27 protein-coding genes are annotated in these 24167 nt (G+C 32.3%); 17 read left to right on the plus strand and 10 right to left on the minus strand.

The annotated features are described in order from the left end of the window. Nucleotides 1-37: 37 nt before the first annotated feature. Nucleotides 38-454 (minus strand): lipocalin family protein, encoded by a 417-nt coding sequence (locus tag EAH81_RS06790; RefSeq protein WP_140505196.1) that lies wholly within the window; start codon nt 452-454, stop codon nt 38-40. Nucleotides 455-616: 162 nt separating this feature from the next. After that, on the minus strand, nt 617-1660 hold the full coding sequence (locus EAH81_RS06795) for a hypothetical protein (protein ID WP_140505198.1): 1044 nt from the start codon (nt 1658-1660) through the stop codon (nt 617-619). A gap of 333 nt (nt 1661-1993) precedes the next feature. On the opposite strand from EAH81_RS06795, the gene EAH81_RS06800 reads away from it, so the two are divergent. The 14 genes from EAH81_RS06800 (at nt 1994) to EAH81_RS27390 (ending at nt 10921) form a co-directional block, all read left to right on the plus strand. Next, nucleotides 1994-2191: a hypothetical protein gene (locus tag EAH81_RS06800; protein WP_140505201.1), complete on the plus strand. Its 198-nt coding sequence runs from the start codon at nt 1994-1996 to the stop codon at nt 2189-2191. Nucleotides 2192-2242: 51 nt separating this feature from the next. Beyond that, entirely contained in the window at nt 2243-3952 is a 1710-nt protein-coding gene (locus EAH81_RS06805; RefSeq protein ID WP_140505202.1) for a tetratricopeptide repeat-containing sensor histidine kinase, read from the plus strand. Nucleotides 3953-3958: 6 nt separating this feature from the next. Further along, nucleotides 3959-4627: a response regulator transcription factor gene (locus EAH81_RS06810; RefSeq protein ID WP_140505204.1), complete on the plus strand. Its 669-nt coding sequence runs from the start codon at nt 3959-3961 to the stop codon at nt 4625-4627. A 151-nt stretch (nt 4628-4778) separates the two neighbouring features. Continuing rightward, nucleotides 4779-4937: a hypothetical protein gene (locus EAH81_RS27385; protein ID WP_161595792.1), complete on the plus strand. Its 159-nt coding sequence runs from the start codon at nt 4779-4781 to the stop codon at nt 4935-4937. Between the two features lie 94 nt (nt 4938-5031). Next, nucleotides 5032-5238, plus strand: coding sequence for a hypothetical protein (locus EAH81_RS06815; protein ID WP_140505206.1), 207 nt, complete (start codon nt 5032-5034; stop codon nt 5236-5238). A gap of 5 nt (nt 5239-5243) precedes the next feature. Further along, the gene (locus EAH81_RS28115; protein ID WP_140505209.1) at nt 5244-5474 is read left to right on the plus strand and encodes a DUF4236 domain-containing protein; all 231 of its coding nucleotides are present in this window, start codon (nt 5244-5246) and stop codon (nt 5472-5474) included. 2 nt (nt 5475-5476) lie between these two features. Then, on the plus strand, nt 5477-5791 hold the full coding sequence (locus tag EAH81_RS27820; protein WP_241676529.1) for an excalibur calcium-binding domain-containing protein: 315 nt from the start codon (nt 5477-5479) through the stop codon (nt 5789-5791). Between the two features lie 7 nt (nt 5792-5798). Then, nucleotides 5799-6194 (plus strand): TerB family tellurite resistance protein, encoded by a 396-nt coding sequence (locus EAH81_RS06830; protein ID WP_140505211.1) that lies wholly within the window; start codon nt 5799-5801, stop codon nt 6192-6194. Between the two features lie 3 nt (nt 6195-6197). Further along, entirely contained in the window at nt 6198-7466 is a 1269-nt protein-coding gene (locus EAH81_RS06835) for an EscU/YscU/HrcU family type III secretion system export apparatus switch protein (protein ID WP_140505213.1), read from the plus strand. A gap of 4 nt (nt 7467-7470) precedes the next feature. Further along, on the plus strand, nt 7471-8367 hold the full coding sequence (locus tag EAH81_RS06840; protein WP_140505215.1) for a hypothetical protein: 897 nt from the start codon (nt 7471-7473) through the stop codon (nt 8365-8367). 96 nt (nt 8368-8463) lie between these two features. Beyond that, a complete protein-coding gene (locus tag EAH81_RS06845; RefSeq protein ID WP_140505217.1) occupies nt 8464-8874 on the plus strand; it encodes a hypothetical protein in 411 nt (136 codons plus the stop codon). A gap of 26 nt (nt 8875-8900) precedes the next feature. After that, on the plus strand, nt 8901-9110 hold the full coding sequence (locus EAH81_RS06850; RefSeq protein ID WP_140505220.1) for a hypothetical protein: 210 nt from the start codon (nt 8901-8903) through the stop codon (nt 9108-9110). 221 nt (nt 9111-9331) lie between these two features. After that, the gene (locus EAH81_RS06855) at nt 9332-10681 is read left to right on the plus strand and encodes a GH1 family beta-glucosidase (RefSeq protein WP_140505222.1); all 1350 of its coding nucleotides are present in this window, start codon (nt 9332-9334) and stop codon (nt 10679-10681) included. A 75-nt stretch (nt 10682-10756) separates the two neighbouring features. After that, nucleotides 10757-10921, plus strand: a complete 165-nt coding sequence (locus tag EAH81_RS27390; RefSeq protein WP_161595793.1) for a hypothetical protein — start codon at nt 10757-10759, stop codon at nt 10919-10921. Between the two features lie 84 nt (nt 10922-11005). Here the strand turns inward: EAH81_RS27390 and EAH81_RS06860 are convergent, their stop codons facing one another. After that, the gene (locus EAH81_RS06860; RefSeq protein ID WP_140505224.1) at nt 11006-11542 is read right to left on the minus strand and encodes a 5' nucleotidase, NT5C type; all 537 of its coding nucleotides are present in this window, start codon (nt 11540-11542) and stop codon (nt 11006-11008) included. A gap of 85 nt (nt 11543-11627) precedes the next feature. Between EAH81_RS06860 and EAH81_RS06865 the strand changes: the two genes are divergently transcribed. Then, the gene (locus tag EAH81_RS06865; protein ID WP_140505227.1) at nt 11628-12377 is read left to right on the plus strand and encodes a DeoR/GlpR family DNA-binding transcription regulator; all 750 of its coding nucleotides are present in this window, start codon (nt 11628-11630) and stop codon (nt 12375-12377) included. A 393-nt stretch (nt 12378-12770) separates the two neighbouring features. On the opposite strand, the gene EAH81_RS06870 is transcribed toward EAH81_RS06865, so the two are convergent. After that, entirely contained in the window at nt 12771-13418 is a 648-nt protein-coding gene (locus EAH81_RS06870) for a hypothetical protein (RefSeq protein ID WP_140505230.1), read from the minus strand. Nucleotides 13419-14370: 952 nt separating this feature from the next. Between EAH81_RS06870 and EAH81_RS06875 the strand changes: the two genes are divergently transcribed. Then, complete coding sequence (locus EAH81_RS06875) at nt 14371-14574, plus strand: hypothetical protein (protein WP_140505232.1); 204 nt, start codon at nt 14371-14373, stop codon at nt 14572-14574. Nucleotides 14575-14627: 53 nt separating this feature from the next. Then, the gene (locus tag EAH81_RS06880) at nt 14628-16334 is read left to right on the plus strand and encodes an ATP-binding protein (RefSeq protein WP_140505235.1); all 1707 of its coding nucleotides are present in this window, start codon (nt 14628-14630) and stop codon (nt 16332-16334) included. A gap of 80 nt (nt 16335-16414) precedes the next feature. Here EAH81_RS06880 and EAH81_RS06885 read toward each other — a convergent pair whose 3' ends face one another. From EAH81_RS06885 to EAH81_RS06910, 6 genes are all read right to left on the minus strand, one after another. Beyond that, entirely contained in the window at nt 16415-16936 is a 522-nt protein-coding gene (locus EAH81_RS06885) for a GNAT family N-acetyltransferase (RefSeq protein ID WP_140505238.1), read from the minus strand. A gap of 159 nt (nt 16937-17095) precedes the next feature. Next, nucleotides 17096-18544 (minus strand): TolC family protein, encoded by a 1449-nt coding sequence (locus EAH81_RS06890; protein ID WP_140505241.1) that lies wholly within the window; start codon nt 18542-18544, stop codon nt 17096-17098. Beyond that, on the minus strand, nt 18537-21704 hold the full coding sequence (locus tag EAH81_RS06895) for an efflux RND transporter permease subunit (protein ID WP_140505243.1): 3168 nt from the start codon (nt 21702-21704) through the stop codon (nt 18537-18539). Before EAH81_RS06895 ends, EAH81_RS06890 begins: the two co-directional genes overlap by 8 nt. Before the next feature lie 99 nt (nt 21705-21803). Beyond that, nucleotides 21804-22886, minus strand: coding sequence for an efflux RND transporter periplasmic adaptor subunit (locus EAH81_RS06900; protein WP_140505245.1), 1083 nt, complete (start codon nt 22884-22886; stop codon nt 21804-21806). Nucleotides 22887-23062: 176 nt separating this feature from the next. Next, on the minus strand, nt 23063-23443 hold the full coding sequence (locus EAH81_RS06905) for a hypothetical protein (protein ID WP_241676530.1): 381 nt from the start codon (nt 23441-23443) through the stop codon (nt 23063-23065). Between the two features lie 259 nt (nt 23444-23702). Continuing rightward, entirely contained in the window at nt 23703-24107 is a 405-nt protein-coding gene (locus tag EAH81_RS06910) for a GNAT family N-acetyltransferase (protein ID WP_140505248.1), read from the minus strand. Between the last annotated feature and the right edge of the window lie 60 nt (nt 24108-24167).

Genomic DNA, 24167 nt, shown 5'->3' on the forward strand with positions numbered 1-24167 from the left:
AGTTATTTCCGTTTTTTATTTTACTAATTCAATCTAATTATCTCGTGTAAACAGTAATTACACCCGTAGTTTTGTCTTTTATCTTCAACTCCTTATTAGTAAGGTTCATGATATCGCTGGTAGTACTTAAATTACCTATTGTAAGTGTTAAGTCATTGTGCGATCTTACATAAGTTCCTGTAGTTTCTACTAAGGCACAATTACTACCATTATAATCACCTATAACTGCTGCATTACTCAGCCTTAAATCCAAATAATCTTGCTTACATCCACTTTGATTTTGTGGAGCATTAACTAATACTTCTTTTCCGTCTACAATTGTTCCTGTTTGGCTCAAGTTATATTTCCCTTGTATTGGCACGATTGTTTCCCCTTCGTTATCATCGCTGCTGCATGATACAGTAAATAATCCAATGCTCAATAATAATCCTAATAATATACGTTTAGTTTTCATGTTTGATTTCTTTTAAAATTAATTATTTGTATAATGCTAAATTATATCTAACATCGATGAATGATGTTATATAATATTCGCTCAGATTTACATAATTATTTTATTAATCAATGTAATTTCTTACTTATATAATTTTATTGAAATCAATAGATACTAGAAATACTACTTACAGGGCTTTCCTTTCAAATACTTAGTATATATATAGTGTGAAACTGGTCTTAGAGGTCTACTGTTTTCAGGGTGCCTCCCGTGACCATTAAAAAAGTCTATTCCTCCATTTGGCGTCTTGGTATACCAAACAAAAGCTTCACCATCTTTCTTAAAACAATTAGTGGTATCGCAAACCTTTAATTTTCTAAAATCTAAAAGATCTTCATTTAGCGGAATTATTTCGTTTAAATTTTCATCATTTTTTGATGTACAATCTACTATCTCATAATGATCTTCTGACCATTGCATACAATCATTCTTAAAAAAAGCGAAATAGATTACCGTACTAATTAAACCAAAAATAAGGAATGTCGCAATTGCTGTATTCTTTAATTTATAGAAAAAAAACAAAATCGTTTTCTTAACCCTTTCTTTTAGATTTATTACTACAGGTTTTGAAACTATAGTCAGAACCTCAACTTGCTCCAAATCTTTACTTTCCTCCACTTTACCCAAATCTGGCTTTAAATCTGCAAAACCTTTAATTTGGTTTTCTTCCTTTATATTATCATTCGAAATTGTTTCACCAGAATTAATTACTTCATTCTTATTGGTTACCTCTTCTCTAACTTCATCTTTCGCATCAGATGATTCAGAAATTTTAGAATCTTCAGGATGTTTTAAATAATTAATAATTCCTTTTTCCCTGAATTTTCTGAAAGGTCTGTGTTGAAAATCAACCAAAATTGCAGTTAAATCAACTGCTTCTCTACTCGCTAAATCTGTTTGTCTCTTTAAAAAAGTTCCAATAGGTCTAAATCTATCTGTGCTATCCCTGAATAAATTTCTTGTGATAGAATTAAACTCACATCCAAAAAAAGAATTAAAAACCCGCTTATCATCTTCGCTCAATTCTCCTTCAAATTTTTGCCAACAAAAGTCTCTCAAATAAGCTTGACCAAGTGAGGTCAAACTATCAGAAACTGGATTATTTATATCTTTTTCATATTTGGCTCTTATAGCTTCTTTATAATCTTCAATAGTAAAGTTTGGCATAGGCTGTGGGAATTTTTAGGAATTATTCGGAATCTTCAAGAATGCTTAATCATTGCAGGAATTCCCGGAATTCCTTATTAACACTGCGGTATAAGCGTTGTTTCTTTGCTTCAACAAATCAGTTCTTGTTCGATATCGCGATTAGAACAAATGTACAAAACTGGTTCTATTAAAAGTGCGGAAAACCGTAAAACGGAGTTTATCCGGGAAGTATAAATAAAGTTTTATAGTTCTACGCACTTCACTTCCCAAAGTAACCTGGCATTGCCATAACAAAGTTCAGAACCTTTTTGAACGGCAAAGCCCTTTAGTTAAATCTTAAATCATAAAAAAATGAAAAATTTATTTACATTGGGAGCGTGCGCGCTATTGTGTACAACATTATTTTCTTGTACAGCAGACGAATTAGAAACTAAAAACAAAGATAAAGCAACAACTGAGGTTAAAAAGGTTTTCCTTACTGAACCGCTTACTCCTCCAGGACCTGGTGACGATCCTATCATTGTTCCGCCACCACCAAAAAAACCATAAATAAAGAACTTGTTTTATAATTAATTACTATTTTCGGGGAAAGTAACTTCTATGCTACGATCCCCGTTTTTTTGTTTTATCATTTTACTTTTTATTCTTTCCTGCAAAGAAAAAACAAAAGTACCTGTCACCCTTGATGCTACAAGAGAAAAAGCTTTTATAATAAGAGAAAAAGGAATATTAAACTTTAAGGACAAGAACTTTAATAGTGCTTTTTACAACTTCAATAAATCTAAAATAATATATGAAAATTTAAAGGATAGTGCCAATATTGCTTATAGTTTAATTCAAATGGCTTCTATACAGCAAATAAATGGTGATTATTATGGCAGTAAAGAAACACTAACAGAAGCATTACCTTATATCAAAAAGAAAGATATTTATAGCGCCTCTATTAATAATTTTTTCGGAATTGCTGACAAAGAACTCTCCTTATATAATGATGCTATTTCGTATTACAAGGAATCTATAAAAGAACTTGACAATGAAGCGTCAAAGCGATCCCCATTAAACAACATTGCGGCCGTTTACATTGAGCAAAAAAAATACGATCCCGCAATTCAGATATTAGAATCTTTACTTAGCCAAAATAATTTCCAAACAAAAGAAGATGCTGTAAAAAAATACCGGATATTGGATAATCTGGGTTATGCATACTTCAGAAAAGGCTTATTAGATAAAGGTCTTTCGCTAATGGAAGAAAGCCTTAAAATGAGAAATCTTGATAATGATTCCTATGGTTCCATTCAAAGTAATCTTCATTTAGCCGAATACTATAGCAAAATCAATCCCGAAAAATCAAATCAATATGCGCTAAATGCGTATCACTCAGCTACAACATCTAATAGTATTGATGAAAGATTAAAAGCACTTTCTTTTTTAATTTCAAATGATACGGATATCCAGGATACCAAATACGCACAGAAATTTGTTTTCTTAAATGACAGTATTATTAAGATTCGAAACAACTTCAAAAACAAGTTTGCGAAGATTAAATACGATTCCAAAAAAGAAAAAGACGAGAATCAAAAATTGCGTTTAGAGAAAGCCGAAAATCAGTTAGCACTTCAGAAAGCGAAATATCAAAGAACCTTTTCTGTTCTTGGAATTATTATCCTTTTCACAGTATTAATTTATGGGAGAAAGTATTACCGAAATAAAAACAGAATTGAAAAAATAAAAGCTTCTTATGATACTGAAACCAGAATTGCTAAAGACATACATGATGAACTCGCCAATGATGTGCACCATGCCATGACTTTTACACAAACGCAACCTTTGACAGAAGAAGATGTAAAGGAAAGTCTGATTCAAAAACTGGACGATATTTATTCTCGTGTCCGCGGAATTTCCCGTGAAAATAATAACATCGATACTGGTGAAAATTTTTCCAATAGCATAAAACAAATGCTGGCAACTTATAATAATAATGCCACGAACGTTATTACACAAAATATTGAGAAAATAAACTGGGAAGGAATCGACGAAATAAAAAAAGTTACGATACATAGAGTTTTACAAGAATTGATGGTTAATATGTTCAAACACAGTCAGGCTTCGATAGTAGCTGTTAAGTTTGAAAACAATCAAAAAAACTTGTTCATAGACTATGTAGATAACGGAAAAGGCACTGAAAAAAATAAAATTATTAAAAATGGTTTGCAAAATATGGAAATCCGTATTCTGGCCATAAAAGGAACTATTACTTTTGACACTGAACCCAATAAAGGTTTTAAAGTAAAAATAACAATACCTAAATAAAAGCCTATGTTTAAAAAAGTAATTGTAGCCGAAGATCTTGGAGATATCAATTTAGCAATCGAACAAACTTTAAAAGATTTGGATATTGTCAATTTTCAACATGCAAAATACTGCGATGACGCTTTTCTAAAAATCAGAAAAGCCATTCAGGATAATGAACCATACGATTTATTAATCAGCGATCTTTCTTTTAAAAAAGATCATCGCGAAGTGAAAATTGCTAATGGCGATGAACTAATTCAAAAAGTTCGTGAGATCCAGCCTAATATTAAAATTATTGCGTACTCGATCGAAGATAAAAGCCTTCGCATAAAATCCCTTTTTGATAATTCTGAAATTGACGCTTTTGTTTTAAAAGGCAGAAATAGTATCGAAGAATTGAAAAAAGCGATTCATATTATTTCGACTTCTGATCAAACCTTTATTTCTCCCGAAGTTGCGTCTGCTTTGCAGGAAAAAAGCAATTACGAAATAGACGATACCGATATTAAAATATTAAAATATTTATCTGACGGGACTTCACAGGATGAAATAATTGAAATTTTCAAAACTTCGGATATCAAACCCAACAGCAAAAGCGCCGTAGAAAAAAGACTCTCTAAATTAAAAGATTTTTTTAAAGCAAATAATACCGTTCATTTGGTTTCTATTACTAAAGATATGGGGATTATTTAGTCTCATTATACTTCTATTTTTAACTTTTAAAGCTCCTTCAGGAGCTTTTTTTATTGCTTTAATTTAAAAACTTTATGGATTATGGATTTCCGTAAAATACTGATTTTAAATAGGTTTAAGTTTGGATAATAAATCAAATAAATTTAAAACTATGAAAAAATTAGTCGTTTTGTTTAGTCTGTTCTTCCTGGTTCTGGGAAGTAGTATTGAAGCCCAAAGTGGTCATTACAAAAGTGGAAAAGGTAGTTCTCATAAAGGAGGAAAATACAAAAATTCAAGTACCAATAACCATTACAAAAAAAGAAAGTAACATTCCTGGCTACGATTGGCATCAAGAAGAAAAAGTCAATCAAAGTTTCTAAACAATTAGAAATCAAACAATAAAACAATTAAAAATAAAAACCATGAAAAAGTATTATGTTAACCAAAACGAACAATCAAATGGAGATCATGAAGTTCATACCGAAGATTGTCAATATTTACCAAATTCGACAAATAGAAAATATTTAGGCGAGTTTTCTAGCTGTAAGCCTGCTGTAGATGAGGCAAAAAAAACTTACTCAAAATCGAATGGTTGCAAAACTTGTTGCAACACCTGTCATACTACCTAATAATCATGGGCTTTCGATTTCAAAAAAGAATAAAACTTGGAGGAGGTCTAGGATTAAACATAAGTAAATCCGGGATTTCTCCAAGTTTAAGAACAAAAATGGGAACATTTAGCAAAAGCGGCTATTCTGTAAAAACAGGGATATCAGGAGTACGATATCAAAATAGTGGTTGTTTGCTTTTGTTTGCCTTTGCCGGAATAACAACATTTTTAATTTTCACACTAAAACATATATAATCATGGGATATCGAAAAGGATATTATAGAAAGGACGGAACTTATGTTCAAGGGCATTTTACTAATACAAGATCCAGATCTTTTTCAAATAAGAATAATGGCTGCTTATTAGTACTATTAATTACTATGACATTTGGTGTAATAATTTCTTGTTCTGATTCATCAGATACAAAAAGCTCAAATTGTCCAACTAAAACTTGTGGTAGTTTTTCAAGTCAGGCGCAAGCACAAGCTACTTATAACAGTAATAAAAGCTGTTATAAAAACTTAGATTCTGATGGCGACGGAATTGCCTGCGAAAACTTATCAAAAAAATAATTAAAACATGATAACACTAGAACTAAAAAGTCATTTTTTAAGGTTATATCAAATGGCATTATCCGATGATCAATTTGATGTATTAGAACTGCAAATGATGTATCATTTTGCTGACGAAAGAGGAATTCCCAGAGATGAACTTGATAAACTTTTTCAGAATCCTATTAATACAGAATTAATTATTCCCGAAGAATTAAATACCAGAATAGAGTATTTGTATGATTTTACAAGAATCATTTGGGCAGACGGAAAAATTACAGATGATGAGTTGAACATGCTTAAAAAGTATTGCAGGAAATTTAATTTTCTGGACGAAAATATAAATGATCTTTCCAATTACCTCATCGATTGTGTTCAGAAAAATATTCAGAAAGAAGAAATTATTAGTCAATTAAACTCTTAAGTTATGAAACCACTTTCACAATTATTTAGCCTAAAAAAAACCGAAGATTCTAATATTAGAACTTTTGATGATAATGAAGAAGACAGAGAACAAATAAGAATCACCTATTATCAAAGTGGTTTTGCTGCCTCAATAAAAGCAACCGGAAGACCAATTGTTCTCAAGGCATGTCTTCAAAATTTGTATATGAGTTTTGAAGATCAATGCCGAAAACAAAAAATGGAGCAAGATCGCTTAAAACAACCCTACAAAGAAGAACAGGAAAAAAATAGAACTGAACTCAAAAAATGCGAAGCCGCAATTGGAATCTACGAAAAGAAAGAACAAGACCTTAATGATACTATTGATCAGATAAAAAATGAAATGATCGAAGTAAAACGCAATCCCGATAAATATGGAATTGAAGACGGAAAAGGTTTGAAAGCTCAGTTTTACATTGGTTTATTTTTACTGCTTCCAATCACGCTTTATGTATTGGTATTTTATATTTCAGCATCGTATTCAGCTTTCTTTAAAGAGTTTGCCAATGATAGTTTAACGGCTGCAATTTTTGATGCAAATGCGTTGACAAATTCTTTTAAAGCCAGTTGGTTAGAAGGTGTTTTGGTTACTACAATTCCATTTGTTTTTATGGGTTTAGGTTATGTAATTCATATGGTACAAAAAGGAAAAGGAATTAAAAACATTTTCAGAATGATTGCGCTATTTACTACCACTTTTTTATTTGATGCCCTACTCGCGTATCAAATTGAAAAGAAAATATATGAGTTTAATAAAACAACCGATTCCTCTCCTTACAACTTAAATATTGCATTGGGCGAAGCTGAATTCTGGATGATTATTTTCGCGGGATTTGTAGTCTATATTATTTGGGGACTTGTATTTGATTTTGTAATGAAAGAGTTTGAAAACATTGACAAAATCAGAGCTTTTATTAGAGGTAAAAAAGAAAATCTCATCAATTTAGATACACTGAAAATTGAATACACAAATAAGATCAATGATTTTAAAGAACAACTAATAACTATTACAGGAAAAATTTCAGAGCTGCAATCTAAAATTGACGGTTTTGTATTTCCAGTAAAAGAATATCTGCATTATCATCATCAATACAAAGAAGGATGGTTTCAGGCTATTAATACCGAAATCGCTTTGCCACATAAAGAGAAAGTTGAATTATTAGAAAATTGCGATCTTTCATCAGAAGAGCATTTAAGTAAACTAAACTTAGTAGATCCTGACTTTCAACATTTAGTATATTCTAAAAACTAATTTTATGAAAAAGACTCTCAAAATAATTGTACTGTTTCTATTATTAGTTTTTACATTTTCGTGTAAAAAAGATTCCGATGAAGAAAAAGATGAAATTGTAACAAAAATACCTACCGTAGAAAATTATAACATAAGTATCCTTATTGATTTATCGGACAGAATAAGTCTGGCAAAAAACCCGAATCCAACAATGGAATATTACCAAAGGGATTTAGGCTATATAAAATCGGTTTCTGAAGCATTTACGCAGCATTTAAGATCAAAAAGAATAAGACAAATTGATGACCGAATGCAATTATTTTTTAATCCGGAACCTCAGGATTCTGAAATTAATTTGATTTCCAAAAATCTAAAAATCAATATAGATAAAAATAATGCTTCAAAAGAAATCCTAAATTCCATCAATGCAAATTATGCTTCACAAACTTCAAAAATATATGATTCAGCCATAAAAGATAATAATTATATAGGATCTGATATATGGAGTTTTTTTGATGATAAAGTAAAAGATCAATGTATTGAAAAGGGATATAGAAATATACTGGTCATATTAACCGATGGATATATGTATTATGATGGCAAAATAATAAAAGAGGGAAATCGAACAACTTATATTACACCAAAACTGTTAAAAGCAAATGGCTTAAACAACAAAGATTGGGAGAAGAAATTACAAGATCACGATTTTGGTTTCATTAAAGCCGGAAGCGATTTGTCAAATCTAGAAGTTTTGGTTTTAGGAATAAATGCCAGTCGTAACAATCCCTATGAAGAAAAAGTGATAAAAGCATATTGGAATAAATGGTTTGCTGAAATGAAAATCAAACATTTTGAGGCTAAAAATGCCGATTTACCTTCGAATATGGATAAGATTATTAAAGATTTTATTCTTAAAAATTAGAATTAATAATACCGTATTACTACGCATTTTATAGAAACCAATTCTAATTAGATTTATCCCTAACTATTTAAGACCAAACCTTAACCAAAAACGCCTATGTTAAAAAATTACTTAATCCTATTGATAGTATTTGTAACGCTTTCATGCAAACATCCTTCTGTTCCACCTCCTCAAAAAATCAACGCATTTTACAAGGAGGTGATTACTTCTGACGATCGCAAATCTATAACTCCTGAAGAAGCCAAAACCTATCATGTCAATACACAATATCATTATAAATACCGAACGGGAAATTCAGGTCATTATGAATATAATTATAATGTAAAAGGTGTCAATATAAAAGGAGATTCAGTCTTTGGGAACATAAATGTTGAAGGAAAATATGGTGCCGGAATTCTAACCAATGATTCTGTCCCGGAGCTCAACATAAAAACCGAATGGATTGATAACGGAAAACTAAAAGCTTTTGACGAAAAAGGAAATGAATATTTCTTAATAGTGCAATAGTCGTATTTACCCAAAATTTTATCCCAATGAAATATATCATAATACCACTATTTACATGCTTAACCACATTCTATCCTGTTGAGACTAAAGTCTACATTTGCGGACCAACCGGAGCAAAAAAATATCATTTAACAGATAATTGCCGTGGTTTAACTGCCTGCCGACATGAAATTACAAAAGTATCCATTTCGCAGGCTCAACGTTACGGACTCACGCTTTGTGGTTGGGAAGACTGACAGATTTCAGGTCAATTATTTTATTTAATTATTTGATAATAATCACTTTACAATTAATTCACATTAGTTTTGTTAATTTGAATAAAACTAAATATCATGAAATTCTTCAATCTAAATTTTTTGGTTTCATTCAAAGAATGGCTTTTTTTAAGAGCTATGCAATCTTCTTTCCTTCATTAATAAATTAGAGATTCAAATTTAAAAAAGGAAAGCACAATTGAATGAATAAAGTTGATACCTCATTTTTACACAAAGACCAGTTTGGACAAGATTTCTTGTGGGGTGTTTCTACCGCCGCTTTCCAAATTGAAGGAGCACATGATGCCGACGGAAAAGGTTCTTCTATTTGGGATGTTTTTACTTCTCAAAAAGGAAAAATCAAAAATGGACATCATGCCCTGACCGCTTGCGATTTCTACAATTCTTACCAAAACGATATTGACCTGATAAACGAATTAAACATTCCGAATTTTAGGTTTTCTATTAGCTGGTCCAGAATTATGCCTACAGGAACACATCCTGTCAATCAGGCTGGAATCGATTATTACAACAAAATCATAGATTCTTTACTGGCATCCGGAATAGAACCCTGGATTACACTTTATCATTGGGATTTACCCCACGATCTGGAAGTAAAAGGCGGATGGACGAATCGGGAATCTGTCAAATGGTTTTCAGAATATGTTGAAGTTTGCGCACAAAATTTTGGAGATCGCGTCAAAAACTGGATGGTTATCAACGAACCTTCTGTTTTTACCGGAGCCGGATATTTTTTAGGCATTCATGCTCCCGGAAAAAAAGGGATTACCAATTATCTTAAAGCCATGCATCACGTAACATTGGCTACAGCATCGGGTGCAAAAACTTTGCGAAAACTTATTCCCGAGGCAAATATTGGAACTACTTTTTCCTGTACACATATTGAGCCTTTTTCTCAAACACCAAAAGATATCGAAGCCGCAAAGCGTGTGGATACTTTATTGAACAGAACTTTTATTGAACCAATTTTAGGTCTGGGTTATCCTCAGGCAGATTTACCGGTTCTTAAAAAACTGAATAATTATATTCTTGAAGACGACTTAAACAATCTTGCTTTTGACTTTGATTTCATTGGACTTCAATGTTATACCAGAGAAGTTGTAAAATCGTCTTTATTGATTCCGTATATTGGTGCCGAATTAATTAGCGCCGAAAAAAGAAATGTTATTGCAACCGATATGGGTTGGGAAGTTTATCCTCCAGCACTTTATCACGTTCTTAAAAAATTCAATAGTTATAACATCAAGAAAATTATAATTACCGAAAACGGCGCAGCTTTTCCGGATGTTCTTCAAAACGGAAAAGTATATGACATAAAGCGTACTCATTACATACAAGATCATCTCGAACAGATTTTGAAAGCTAAGAAAGAGGGTTATAATGTTGACGGTTATTTTGTTTGGAGCCTTACTGATAACTTTGAATGGGCCGAAGGTTATAATGCCAGATTTGGATTAATTCATGTTGATTTTGACACACAACAAAGAACCATAAAACATTCAGGATTGTGGTTTCGTGATTTTTTATCTTAAAAAAGATACAAAAATAAAATTTAAAGATTATTTTTACAAAAATAACCCTTAGAATTAACTTAAAATAGCATCGTTATGGAAATTAATAACTACGTATTAACTGCCATAATTATTGGCGTTGTTCTATTAGTCTATTTTCTAATAAAACAAAATAAAAAAGATCGCAAGAAAATTGAAGAAGCTCTAAATTTCTACAATGAATCTGACGAAGCAGAGATCAACAATGATCATAACTTATAGTTCTTTTTTAAAATCTAAAAAGCAAAAAGCCTTTCGAAAGTTTACTCCCGAAAGGCTTTTTGTTTACAAATTAAACTGTAAAATCTATGATACAGTTTGGTTTAAAACTGCCACAACTTCTTTCCAGTTATTTGCGCGTATATGATGCGTTTGATTCACGTTATGGAATGCCGTAAACATAATAGGTTTTCCCATGCAATAATCCAGATTCTTGCAATGATCGTCAATCATATAATCCGTATTAATAATTCTTTTGCTTCCGCATAAAATAATATTTTCCCATTTTATAAAAGGAAAAAACTCACCAAGCCACGCTATTTTTTCAGCAAGCGAAACCGGAAATTCAGTAGCCGCAGAAACAATAAACACTTCGAAATTTTCTTGTAATTGACGTACACTTTCAATAGCATCCGGCATTACTGGCAATGTTCTGAAAAAATTATCTGCATTTAAAACCTCTCTTACCAAAGTTCTGTCTGTAAAAGCATCTTCTTCAGATAATCCCTCAATACTTTCTTTCGAAAGACTTTTTCCTGTTGCTTTATTATAATGTTCAATAAGTTGCAGCTCAATATCTGCAAGTACGCCATCCATATCAATGGCAATCGATTTCTTTTTCATTTTAGTTTTATTTTGCGACAAATTTACGCAAATATTGCAATATATTGCAATATTAAATTACTTTTGCAATATAAATTTGCATCACATGAAAAAAGAAGAACGTCAAAAAGTAATTTTAGAATACCTCTCAAAAGAGCATCGAGTAACTTTACTGGAACTCAGCGTATACTTAAATGTTTCAGAAGACACAATACGACGAGATGTAAAAGAACTCTCAGATCAAGGTTTACTCAAGGCAGTTCGTGGAGGCGCAGTTGCACCTTCTCCTATTCCGCTGCACTTTAGGGTTAGAGAAAACCATGATGTCGAAAACAAAAAAATCATTGCCGGAAAAGCAATTTCGTATTTAAAAGACGGACAAGTGGTATTTATTGATGGCGGAACAACTTCTCTGGCGTTAGTAGCAAGTTTTCCTTATGATTTAAAAATAACGGTTATTACAAACAGTTTTCCGGTTGCAGCATTGATCGAAGATTTACCCAACATCGAATTGATCTTTGCCGGCGGAAAAATGTGTAAAACATCTTTTACAACTGCCAGTATTGATACCATAGATTTCTTCAGGAATTTTAGGGCCGACATTTGCATTTTAGGAATTTGCAGTATTCATCATGATCGTGGCGTAACAGGAATTTTATACGATGATTCGCAAATAAAAAGAAACATGATCCAGAATTCAAATTTTGTAATTGCATTGAGTTCTATCGAAAAAATTGGAACCGCCGAATCTTATTTTGTTTGTCCTCTTAAAGATATAAATGTTCTTGTAACGAATATCAATCCCGAAGATGAGGTTCTAAAAGCATATAAAGATGCTGGTTTGATTATTTCTTAATAAGCTAATGGATTTCAAAAATTAAAATAATTACTCTTTGAAATCTGCTAAAATCATTTATTCCGATAGCTATCGGGAAAGGGAGAAATTTTCAGCCACTCCTAACAGCTATCGGAATAAAATAGAAGAAAAGTTTTTTAAGCAGATTCGTTTTCAAAACTAGTAACTATCATAGAAAAAATTCCCGAAATTTTATCTTCTAAAAAGCAAAAAAAATCCGTTATTTCATTGATCTTTACTAGGTTTACTGGTAAATATTTCTTATCTTTATAGTATAAATAACAGATAATATATGCCAAAAAACAAACTTTTCAGAGACCAAAATTACTTCTCAAAAAATTATTCTTTTTACCACTTCACACATTTTATTTTTCGCAACGCTTCTTCTCTGCTTCATTTAGATTTAGAAATCATTTTATCTAATTTTTTCAAACATGCTGATGAAACCAAAGCTATTGTTCCAATTCCAACCATAATTATTTTTTCCGGATTTATTTTCTGAGCTTTTATTTTAGAAAATACGTCTTTAAAATTAACGTAAAGATTTCCCTTTTTAGGATCCTCTTTCGACTCTTCATTTTCATTTTTCACCAAATCCTCTACTTCTATGACTTCTTTCTCACTTTCAACGACTATCACCGCTTTATCGGCATTTTCAATTTGTCTGGTTTCTTCAATTCTACACTTTTCATTAAATTTTTTAAAAGGACGCGGTTGAAAATCAACTATAACTGCCGCAAGATTTATGGCATCAATATTCAACGGATCTGTTTCACCCTTAAAGAAAGTTTCAATAGGTCTAAACTTATCTTTTTGCTCCTTAAACTTATTCTTTTTAGTATGATCAAAATCTAAGCACAATAAATTTTTAAAAACATTTAAGTCATCCTGAGTTGGGTTATTCTCAAAAATAAGCCAACACAAATCGCGGAGTTTTCCACGGGAAGGACTATACAGGTAATCGAAGTGTTCTCCTTCTTTTACGATCTCATATTTAATTTTAATGCCTTTTTTATATTCTTCTAATGTCTTGGAATGCATGGTGTGGTATATATGTTTTTTTTTGGAATTGTTGGGAATCTCAGTAAACCGCAGAAATTCTGATAATCTCTTATAAACAAAGGTATCAAAGTACCTTTCGTTTGTCAAAGAAATTAGTTCATGTCTTGTCTGCAGATTAAAACAAAAATATAAAACTAGTTCAAATTAACAGTGTAAAAAACCGTAAGACCGACTTTATTTGGGAAGTATAAAAAACGTCTTACAGTTCTACACACTTTACTTCCCCAAAAATCAATTTTGGCTCGACCATTAACAAGTTCTGGATAAACTCTGGATAGCAATACTCATGCCTAATTTTTAATCTAAACCAAAATGAAAAAAAATACTTTTTATAACTACCACTTTATTATTTACTTTATTCTTCATGAGCATGAAGCCAAAAAGAAATAATATGTTTTAGCATCTAATTCTATGATTTATTTCTCGTTTTACAACGATTAGACTTGTCTACTATTAATCTCAATTTATTGATTTCTTCAATACTACATTTTTATGCTTTTTTTAATAGTCCAAGCCAACCTTTTTAAGATTTTTTACCTCTATTAAATAAAGGTCATGTTTGGTTTTTCATTCACATAACAGGCTCTAATAAACCAAAATTTATTGTGCATTATATTCTTTTTTCAGGAATTCTTGGGAATCTCAGGAAAACGCGGGAATTCTGGGAATCCCTTATCAACAAAGGGCTCAAAGTGCCTTTCCTTTGCCATAGAAATTAGTTCAAGTTTTGTCTGCAGACTAAAACAAAAACAAAAAACTAGTTCAAATTAATAGTGTAAAAAACCGTAAGACCGGATTTATTCGGGAAGTATAAAAAACGTCTTATAGTTCTACACTGTTTACTTCCCAAAATCAATTTGGTATCGCCAACCAAAACTCTGGATAAACTCCGGACGGCAATACTCATGTCTAATTTCTAAATTAAATCAAAATGAAAAAACTAATACTTTTTGTCGCTTTTGCGTCATTATTCACGATATTTTCTTGTACTCCTGATGAATACGAGACTCAACCAAAAAAGGAAACAGAAAAAGTTGTTAATCCTTCAAAACCAACTTATGCGGATGGTCCTGGTGATACTGGTGGAATACCACCAACAAAACCACCAATCAAAAATCCTGGTGGTGATGACTAAATAAATATTTTTAGTATCTAATTAATTACTATTTTCGGGGAAAGTAAATTTATATGTTACGGTCCCCGTTTTTTTATTTTATTATATTTCTTTTTCTTTTTTCATGTACGGAAAAAAAGGCGATTAATACGAATACCGAAGCTATAGAAAAAGAGGCACTTAGTTTACGAGATAAAGCAGCTGAACATTTCGACAAACAAAATTTCAATACCGCTTTTAACGAATTTAACAAATCAAAACTACTTTTTGAAAAATTAAAAGACAGTGCTAATATTGGGTATGTGCTAATTCTAATGGCATCAATTCAGCAAGTCAACGGCGATTATTACGGCAGTAAGGAAACCGTAACCGAAGCATTATCCTATGTTAAAAACAATAGCGAATATATCGCTATTATAAATAATAGATTAGGTATTGCTGACAAAGAACTTTCTCTTTATGATGATGCTATTTTTTATTATAAAAAAGCCGCTAATGAGTTTTCAGATCCCATTGGTAAGCTAGGTCCTTTAAGCAATATTGCACCAGTTTATATCCAACAAAAAAAATATGATCAAGCAATCTCTCTTTTAGAATCTCTTTTGAGCAAAAAAACATTAGAGAAGAAAGGCCAGGAAGTTAATGAATCCATACTACTGGACAACTTGGGTTATGCTTATTTTAAGAATGGTCTCGAAGAAAAAGGATTTCTTTTAATGAAAGACGCACTCCAAACAAGAACTAAATTTAAAGATACTTACGGAAGTATTGAAAGCTACCTGCACCTTGCCGATTATTATGCAAAAAAAGACATTCCTAAATCAGATGAGAATGCTCTTGCAGCATATAATATAGCCACAAAACTAAATAGTGTCGACGAAAGATTAGAAGCAATGCAAATTTTAATCTCTAATAATCGTAGTAACCAAATCAAATATGTGCAAAAGTATTTTACTTTAAACGACAGCATTATTAAAGTTAGAAATAACTTTAAAAATAAGTTTGCCAAAATAAAATACGACGCTAAAAAAGAAAAAGATGAAAATGTAAAACTTCGTTTAGAAAAAGCCGAAAACGAATTATCACTTCAAAAAGCCACTTATCTGCGAATTGTATTTGTTATCGTTTTTATCTTTTTAGTCATTCTAATAGCTATTTTAATACGTTATTATAAAAATAAAAATAAGGCTATAGAATTTAAGACTTCGTACAATACAGAAGCCCGCATTGCTAAAAAAATCCACGATGAGTTAGCAAACGATGTATATCATGTGATTGCTTTTGCCGAATCTCAAACATTATCTCAGGAAAACACTAAAGAGAATCTATTACAAAAATTAGATGATATTTATGGACGTGTGCGAGGAATTTCAAAAGAAAATAATAAAATTGATACTGGTATAAATTTTACCTCCACTATAAAAGAAATGCTTTCGACTTACAATACCGGCGAAAGAAATATCATGATTACTAATCTGGATGATATCAACTGGGAAATGATCGATGATACCAAAAAAGTCACTATAAGCCGGGTTTTACAAGAATTAATGGTAAATATGAAGAAACACAGTCAGGCAAATCTGGTTGTTATAAAATTTGACAACGATCAAAAATCGATCTTGATAAACTATACTGATAATGGTAAAGGCTCCGAAAAAACAAAGATGGTAAAAAATGGTCTCAAAAATATGGAGAGCCGAATTCAGGCTGTTAAAGGAACTATTGATTTTGAAACAGAACCCGATAAAGGGTTTAGAGTAAAAATAGTAATGCCTAAATAAGGAAAAGAAATTGTTATTTGGACTTTATATTAAACCGCTTGCACAAAACTGTTTTAGTAGTTATTCAGGCTTTGAAAGCTTTATGTTGTCAATCTAAATAAAACAAGATTTGGATTATCTTCGACGCTATCGTCTAATTTCTTAAAATTTAATTTTTGAAGAAGTTTAGTTGAGCTTTGATTGTCTTTATGTACAAGTGCATCTATCGTGTTTATTTCAAGTGTTTTAATTGCATATTCTATAACTTTTTCCACAGCTTCAATCATAATTCCCTTACCTTGGTATTCCGTAAGAAGCTCATATCCAATTTCACATTTTTTTAAATTATCTAAGAATTCAAACAGACAAATTGTACCAATTAGTTTGTCTTCGCCAGTCTTTGTAATTGCCCAATAAAAAAGTTCTTCACTTTCATTTTCAATTATACTGTTAATAAAATTTAAGGCATCTTCTACTGTTTTGCATGGTTTTCTGTCAAGAAATTTATTTATTTCTATGTCTGAACGTAATTGCAATATTTCTTCGGAATCACTTTTTGAAAGTTTCCGAAGCGTCAATCTTTCAGAAATCAATATTCGGGAAGTTTGTAATTTCCTGTTCATTTTTTGTTTTTTAAAATGGTTTGTCAAACGCTTTGATTTGAATTTATATATAAATCTAACTAATCAAAAAGTTACAATAATTTATCAAATTTAAACAAAAAAACCTCCCAGAATTTTACTTCTGGAAGGCTCCTACAATAACTAATTAAAATAGGCATCCTATTTCCAACCGCCGCCTAAGTCTCTGTAAACATGAACCGCAGCATTCAGTTGTTCTTTTTTAGTATCTACTAATTCTAATTTCGCTTCTAATGCATCACGTTGAGTCATTAAAACTTCGAAATAATCAACTCTCGCTGACTTAAATAAATCATTAGAAACATCAATTGATGTGTTTAAAGCATCAACTTGTTGCGATTTAAGATCATAACCTTTCTGTAAGTTTTCAATCTTAGAAAGCTGGTTTGATACTTCTAAATAAGCATTCAAAACCGTACGATCATAATTATATAATGCCTGAAGCTGTCTTGCGTTTGCACTTGCAAATTCAGCTTTAATAGCGTTTCTGTTAATCAATGGTGCTGCTAAATCTCCTGCCAAAGAATACAAAAGAGATTCCGGAAACGTAAACAAATAAGCAGGTTTGAAAGCATTTACACCAATTGCAGCAGAAATATCCAATGAAGGATAAAACTCAGCACGTGCTACTTTAACATCCAATTTTGCAGCTACAAGCTCCAATTCTGCTTGTTTAACATCTGGACGATTTGCCAATAATTGAGACGGAATTCCTGAACTCACAGCCGCAGGTAATAAACTCAAGAAGTTGGTACTATCTGTTCTTTTAATTTCTTGTGGATATCTACCCAACAAAAAGTTGATTTTATTCTCTGCTTCTTTGATTTGCTGACGAATATCAAACTCCATACTTTTTGAAGTTAATACCTCGGCTTCAAACTTCTTAACTCCCAGTTCTGTAGCTCTTGCAGCCTGCTTCTGAATTTTTACAATTTCTAAAGCATTTGACTGTAATTTAATCGTTTGGTTTATAATATCTAACTGAGTATCCAAAGCCAACAATTCATAATAAGAATCAGCAACTTCGGCAATAAGATTTGTAATTACAAAGTTTTTACCTTCAACAGTCGCTAAATATCTGTTCAAAGCTGCTTTTTTAGAATTACGCAGTTTTTTCCAAATATCCACTTCCCAGTTTGCATAAGCCGAAATGGTAAAATCACCAAGCGGATCAGGAGTTTCTATACCTGGTTTAATTTCAGTTGTAGCATCACCCGCACCCTGGCTTGTGTATCTCCCTACTTTCTCTATTCCGGCTCCGGCACGAACACCAACAGTTGGTAATAAAAGTCCTTTTTTAACTCGGATATCGTTCTTTGCAATTTCAATTTCCTGCAGAGTGATATTTAATTCCTGATTGTTTTTTAAAGCAACATCAATTAAATCTACAAGGTTTTGATCTTTAAAATAATCTTTCCATTGTAAAGCTGAGGTGTTGTTTGGATCCTGAGTTTGGACAGTTTGACCAAATGATTCAGGAACTGGCGTACTTGTAGTAGGTGCTGCCTCAGGCGCAGGGGCTTTACACCCTGCAACCGTAAGACATAATCCTAACACAATACCATATTGATATGTTTTGAATTTATACATGATTGTTATCAATTTCTTCTGTTAATGGATTCTCTTCTTCATTTTTCACCAATTTGTGTTTCTCTGCTATTCTTCCAAAAATGTAATACAATCCAGGAATCACAAACACTCCACAAATGGTTCCAATAAGCATACCTCCAGCGGCAGCAGTACCAATAGTTCTGTTACCAATTTTACCCGGACCAGTCGCAAAGGCAAGAGGTAATAATCCTGCTATAAAAGCAAATGAAGTCATCAAAATAGGACGGAACCTCGCTCTCGCTCCTTCCATTGCGGCTTCAAGAACTGTTTTTCCTGCTGCATGTCGCTGTATTGCGAACTCTACAATCAGTACGGCATTTTTACCCAATAAACCAATAAGCATTACCATTGCAACCTGAGCATAAATATTGTTTTCTAATCCTGTTAATTTCAACAGAAGGAAAGCTCCAAAAATACCCGCCGGCAAAGAAAGAATTACTGATAATGGCAGAATAAAACTTTCGTATTGCGCTGCTAATACCAAATAAACAAATCCTAAACAAATCAAGAATACCCAAATTGCCTGATTACCCTGAGCAACCTCATCGGCAGAAATACCTGCCCAGTCAATATCATATCCTCTAGGTAATTTTTTCTCAGCAACTTCCTGAATCACTTTAATAGCTGTACCGGAACTATATCCTACGGCCGGACCACCACTAATTTCAGTAGAAGTATACATGTTATGTCTTGTAATTTCTGAAAGACCATATACTTTTTCTAATTTCATAAAAGCTGAAAAAGGAACCATTTCATCACGGTTATTTTTCACATAAAGTTTTAAGATATCATCTGGCTGTGCACGATATTCCGGCGAAGCCTGAACGATTACCTTATAGTTAATTCCGTATTTAATGAAACTGATCTCATAGTTACTACCAACAAGAGTTGACAAAGTGTTCATCGCGTTTTCGATAGAAACTCCTTTTTGTTGTGCCAAATCATTGTCGACTTTCATCATGTACTGAGGGAAACTCGCACTAAAGAAACTAAATACGTTAGATAATTCCGGACGTTTATTCAATTCTTCAACAAACTCTTTATTAACAGCTTCCATTTTTTTGAAATCTCCTGAACCTGTTTTATCCAGTAAACGAAGTTCAAATCCTCCAGCTGCTCCATATCCTGGTACTGCCGGCGGTTGGAAAAATTCAATATTAGCTCCCGGAATATCTTTCGATTTTTCTTCCAGTTCTGTCATAACTTCCTGTACCGATTCTTTACGATCGTTCCAGTCTTTTAAGTTGATCAAACAAGTACCTGAATTCGATCCGGTACCTTCAGTCAAAATTTCATAACCTGCTAATGAAGAAACTGATTTTACTCCGTCTATCGTTTCGGCTATTTTTTGTAATTTCTCTGCAATATTATTGGTTCTTTCTAATGATGAACCCGGAGGTGTTTGGATAATAGCATAAAACATTCCCTGATCCTCATTCGGGATAAATCCAGAAGGAACCGTGCTGCTGATCAACCATGTTCCTGCACAAAATCCAAGAAGCGCAATAATAGTAACAGCTCTTCTATTTACAATTTTAGCCAGTACATTTTGGTATTTACCTTGTGCCAGGTTAAACTTGTTGTTAAAACCATCTATAAAACTATTAATAGGCGTTTTCTTTTTAGGTTTACCATGGTTGTTTTTTAACATCATCGCACAAAGTGCAGGTGTCAAAGTCAAAGCCACAATACCGGAAAGAATAATTGCTGTTGCCATCGTGATCGAGAACTGTCGATAGAAAACTCCAACAGGACCAGACATAAATGCAACCGGAATAAATACTGCAGCCATCAAGAAGGTAATTGCAACAATAGCTCCTGCAATCTCATGCATCGCTTTTTTAGTTGCTTTTAGTGGCGAAAGATGCTCTTCCTCCATCTTGGCGTGAACAGCTTCAATTACTACAATCGCATCATCGACGACGACCCCAATTGCCAAAACCAACGCAAATAAGGTGATTAAGTTCAAAGAAATATCAAAGAATTGCATAAATACGAAAGTTCCAATTAAAGAAACCGGTACCGCAATTGCCGGAATAATCGTAGAACGCCAGTCTCCTAAGAAAAGGAAAACTACTAATCCTACCAGAATAAAAGCTTCGATCAAAGTGTGAATTACTTTTTCGATAGAAGCATCAAGGAATTTAGAAACGTCATAAGAGATTTCATAATCCATTCCTTTCGGAAATTTCTGCTTGATTTTTTCAAGTTTCGCTTTTACATCTTCAATAACCTGATTGGCATTACTACCAAAAGATTGTTTCAATACGATCGCAGCAGATGGTTTTCCATTCAAATTAGAATAGATATCATACATCGAACTTCCAAATTCAATTTTAGCAATATCCTTCAAACGTAAAAGTTCTCCGTTGCTATTTGATTTTACAACAATATTCTCATATTGTTCCTTAGTTGTAAAACGTCCTGAATACTTTAATACATACTCAAATGCTTGAGAACGTTTACCGGAGCTTTCACCCGTTTTACCAGGAGAAGCCTCTAAACTCTGACTTGATAATGCTTCCATTACCTCATCAGCAGATATTTTGTAAGCTAACATGCGGTCAGGTTTCAACCAGATACGCATGGCATATTCACGTGTTCCTAAGATATCTCCGGAACCAATACCGTTTACCCTTTTTAATTCTGATAATACGTTGATATCTGCGTAGTTGTATAAGAACTTCATGTCGGTATTTTTATCCGTACTATAAAGATTCACATACATCAACATACTCGGAACTTCACGAGTAATCTTTACACCCTCTCTTACTACTAATGGAGGTAATTTATTGGTAACCGAAGCCACACGGTTCTGAACGTTAATAGCAGCCTGATTAGGATCTGTACCTAAGTTAAATACTACTTGAATACTCGCTTCACCGTCATTTCCGGCATCAGAGGTCATATATTTCATTCCGGGAACACCATTCAATGCTCTTTCTAAAGGAATAACAACCGATTTGATCATAAGCTCTCCATTAGATCCCGGGTAATCTGCCGTAACATTTACCATTGGAGGAGAAATGGAAGGGAATTGCGTAATAGGTAAATTCATCACCGACAATATCCCTAAAAAGACAATAACCAAGGATATTACTATCGACAGTACAGGTCTTTGAATAAATTTATTAAACATTTGTATATTTTTTAATGATTAAACCAAATTGGAGTAAAATGTAATTTGTGAAATGTAAACTGTAAACTGTTACTGTAAACTGACACTAAATACTGTTACTTATTCCGCTTTTACGCGCAAATGATTAATTACCGTTTGAGGAGATTGGAAATCATATTTAATTTTGTCGTTCTCTTTTACTTTCTGAACTCCTTCAAGTAAAATTTTATCTGTTTCAGTAAGTCCAGTTTTTACAACATACAAATCTGGAACTTCACCTGTAATTGTGATTTCTCTTGAAGTCACTTTATTGTTTTTATCAACAACAAAAACATACTTTTTATCCTGAATTTCGTAAGTCGCTTTTTGTGGAATCACAATAGCATTTTTAAGCGGAACAATCATTTGAACTTGTCCTGTTTCTCCGTTTCTAAGTAATTTTCCGGAATTAGGGAATCTTGCTCTAAAAGCGATATTTCCTGTTTCGTTGTTAAATTCACTTTCGATAACTTCTACATTTCCTTTTTCTTTAAAAGTTTCTCCATTAGCAAGAACCAAGCTAACTTTATTATCAGCACGGTCTTTTACATCTGTTTGATATTGAAGATATTCAGGCTCAGAAACATTGAAATAAGCAAACATTTGACTGTTGTCTGAAAGACTTGTCAACAATTCGCCTTCGTCAATAAGACTTCCAAGTTTTAAAGGAATACGGTCAATTGTTCCGTCAAACGGAGCTCTGATTTCTGTGAATGATAAATGAAGTTTTGCTAATGCAACTTCAGCTTTTGCAGATTGCAATTTTGCCTGAGCTACACTTAACTCGTTTTTAGAAACGATATTTTTATCTGCCAATAATTTAGAATTCTGCAATTCAATTTCTACTGATTTTTGTTCAGCTTGTGCTTTAAGTAATTCTGCCTCATACATGTTTGGCATAATTTTAAACAACAGCTGACCTTTTTTTACGAACTGTCCTTCATCAACATAAATATTTTGTAAAAACCCTTTTTCCTGGGCGCGCAGTTCGATGTTACGTACAGATTTAATCTGTGAAACATATTGTTTGGTAAATGAAGTGTCAATTTTTACCGGATTAGTAACAGTAAATTTTTCAGCTTCTTCTTTCTCTTCTTTTTTAGCTGTACAGCTAGTAAGGCACACTAGGGCAATTAAGCCTGTGAACAAGATAATTCTTTTCATGATTTTATTTGGAAATTAAGCGATTGGATGCTTGGAATACAGAGATTCCTTTGGATGAAAAAATGCATCAGCCAGCCTTAGTCAGAACTTAACTTTCATATAAGAAGAAGTAAAAAAAAAAATACATCAACAAGATATGCAGATCACAACTTAGGTAACCGATGTATACTGTTGAATCAAATTCTTAAAACCTGTTGGGTAATGTAGATAGGATTTGAGTTGCCACAAAATGGCGCGAAGAATTTAAAACGATTATCATTTACAATAGTCTGACTTGCAAAGGAAAGGTACCAATTGTCAAGTAAACTGTAATTTGTTGCAAAAAATTTATTCGTAAGTCCATCTTTAAGATTATCACTTCCAAGATATTCTTCTTCAAGATCTACATCAGCGTCTTCGATTATTGAAGAGCCCTGATCCTGATTAGTGAATTTTATGCGATGCTTTTTCTCAAGAGTGTGTTGATGAAAGTTTTGTGGAGTACCTGCATTAAGATATTGCCCTCCGCCGAACAGAAGGAAATTCATGAATACTAAAAATACTATTATCTTTCTCATTTGGGTGCGAAAGTAATCAAAGTATCTAAACAAAAAAAGAATTTTTACTAAGGTTTAACATTAAAAAAACACGAAAACGTTTTAATTCTTTTTTTAGGCATCAATTTTACTAAATTATTATTTTTTAATGCGAAAAAATCACAAAAAAACTCGTTCAAATCAGAATCAGTTTAAGACGAAACTCAAAACAGAACAAAAACCATCAAAATCGTAAATAATTGAGCCTGTATATTTTATTCAATAAGTTTGAATCTTAATTTTATAGCAGAACTTCCATTATGGTAAATTCCTGTCCTTCTTTAGAGAATTTTTTGTGCGTATCTGTCATTCCAAATTTCTCATAGAATAACTTTTTATTACTCCTTGCATTGCACCAAATTTTTCTTAAATTTTGTTCACGGGCACTTTTAAAAATAAAATTCAACAATTCAGAGGCAATTCCTTTACCTTGAAATTCTTCTAAAGTTGCCAATTTTCTAAATTGCATTTCCTGATCAACAACAAAGCAAGAAACTATTGACACCAATTTTTCCTGATCAAAAACTCCAAAATGCAATCCCAGATCATCTTCTTCTAATTGCACAAATTCAATAGGTTGATCTGGCCACATTACTTTATGTCTGATTTCCCAGGTTTGAGAGGCTTCAATTGCTTTGATTTCCATTATTTTCAATTTTTTGACCGATTCAAATTTAAGATTTTTAAAGGCTATATTTTCTTTCCA

Origin of the sequence: Flavobacterium pectinovorum, from assembly GCF_006438875.1 — a bacterium.
Lineage (GTDB): Bacteria > Bacteroidota > Bacteroidia > Flavobacteriales > Flavobacteriaceae > Flavobacterium > Flavobacterium pectinovorum_A.

Bases quoted from the DNA above. Each gene is read 5' to 3' on its own strand.
- EAH81_RS27390 (WP_161595793.1), top strand. From the start codon at position 10,757: ATGGAAATTAATAACTACGTATTAACTGCCATAATTATTGGCGTTGTT.
- EAH81_RS06840 (WP_140505215.1), top strand. From the start codon at position 7,471: ATGAAAAAGACTCTCAAAATAATTGTACTGTTTCTATTATTAGTTTTT.
- EAH81_RS06845 (WP_140505217.1), top strand. From the start codon at position 8,464: ATGTTAAAAAATTACTTAATCCTATTGATAGTATTTGTAACGCTTTCA.
- EAH81_RS06800 (WP_140505201.1), top strand. From the start codon at position 1,994: ATGAAAAATTTATTTACATTGGGAGCGTGCGCGCTATTGTGTACAACA.
- EAH81_RS06790 (WP_140505196.1), bottom strand. From the start codon at position 454: ATGAAAACTAAACGTATATTATTAGGATTATTATTGAGCATTGGATTA.
- EAH81_RS06830 (WP_140505211.1), top strand. From the start codon at position 5,799: ATGATAACACTAGAACTAAAAAGTCATTTTTTAAGGTTATATCAAATG.
- EAH81_RS27385 (WP_161595792.1), top strand. From the start codon at position 4,779: ATGAAAAAATTAGTCGTTTTGTTTAGTCTGTTCTTCCTGGTTCTGGGA.
- EAH81_RS06865 (WP_140505227.1), top strand. From the start codon at position 11,628: ATGAAAAAAGAAGAACGTCAAAAAGTAATTTTAGAATACCTCTCAAAA.
- EAH81_RS06885 (WP_140505238.1), bottom strand. From the start codon at position 16,936: ATGAACAGGAAATTACAAACTTCCCGAATATTGATTTCTGAAAGATTG.
- EAH81_RS06900 (WP_140505245.1), bottom strand. From the start codon at position 22,886: ATGAAAAGAATTATCTTGTTCACAGGCTTAATTGCCCTAGTGTGCCTT.
- EAH81_RS06850 (WP_140505220.1), top strand. From the start codon at position 8,901: ATGAAATATATCATAATACCACTATTTACATGCTTAACCACATTCTAT.
- EAH81_RS06855 (WP_140505222.1), top strand. From the start codon at position 9,332: ATGAATAAAGTTGATACCTCATTTTTACACAAAGACCAGTTTGGACAA.
- EAH81_RS06810 (WP_140505204.1), top strand. From the start codon at position 3,959: ATGTTTAAAAAAGTAATTGTAGCCGAAGATCTTGGAGATATCAATTTA.
- EAH81_RS27820 (WP_241676529.1), top strand. From the start codon at position 5,477: ATGGGATATCGAAAAGGATATTATAGAAAGGACGGAACTTATGTTCAA.
- EAH81_RS06835 (WP_140505213.1), top strand. From the start codon at position 6,198: ATGAAACCACTTTCACAATTATTTAGCCTAAAAAAAACCGAAGATTCT.
- EAH81_RS06805 (WP_140505202.1), top strand. From the start codon at position 2,243: ATGCTACGATCCCCGTTTTTTTGTTTTATCATTTTACTTTTTATTCTT.
- EAH81_RS28115 (WP_140505209.1), top strand. From the start codon at position 5,244: ATGGGCTTTCGATTTCAAAAAAGAATAAAACTTGGAGGAGGTCTAGGA.
- EAH81_RS06890 (WP_140505241.1), bottom strand. From the start codon at position 18,544: ATGTATAAATTCAAAACATATCAATATGGTATTGTGTTAGGATTATGT.
- EAH81_RS06905 (WP_241676530.1), bottom strand. From the start codon at position 23,443: ATGAGAAAGATAATAGTATTTTTAGTATTCATGAATTTCCTTCTGTTC.
- EAH81_RS06875 (WP_140505232.1), top strand. From the start codon at position 14,371: ATGAAAAAACTAATACTTTTTGTCGCTTTTGCGTCATTATTCACGATA.
- EAH81_RS06880 (WP_140505235.1), top strand. From the start codon at position 14,628: ATGTTACGGTCCCCGTTTTTTTATTTTATTATATTTCTTTTTCTTTTT.
- EAH81_RS06860 (WP_140505224.1), bottom strand. From the start codon at position 11,542: ATGAAAAAGAAATCGATTGCCATTGATATGGATGGCGTACTTGCAGAT.
- EAH81_RS06895 (WP_140505243.1), bottom strand. From the start codon at position 21,704: ATGTTTAATAAATTTATTCAAAGACCTGTACTGTCGATAGTAATATCC.
- EAH81_RS06870 (WP_140505230.1), bottom strand. From the start codon at position 13,418: ATGCATTCCAAGACATTAGAAGAATATAAAAAAGGCATTAAAATTAAA.
- EAH81_RS06910 (WP_140505248.1), bottom strand. From the start codon at position 24,107: ATGGAAATCAAAGCAATTGAAGCCTCTCAAACCTGGGAAATCAGACAT.
- EAH81_RS06795 (WP_140505198.1), bottom strand. From the start codon at position 1,660: ATGCCAAACTTTACTATTGAAGATTATAAAGAAGCTATAAGAGCCAAA.
- EAH81_RS06815 (WP_140505206.1), top strand. From the start codon at position 5,032: ATGAAAAAGTATTATGTTAACCAAAACGAACAATCAAATGGAGATCAT.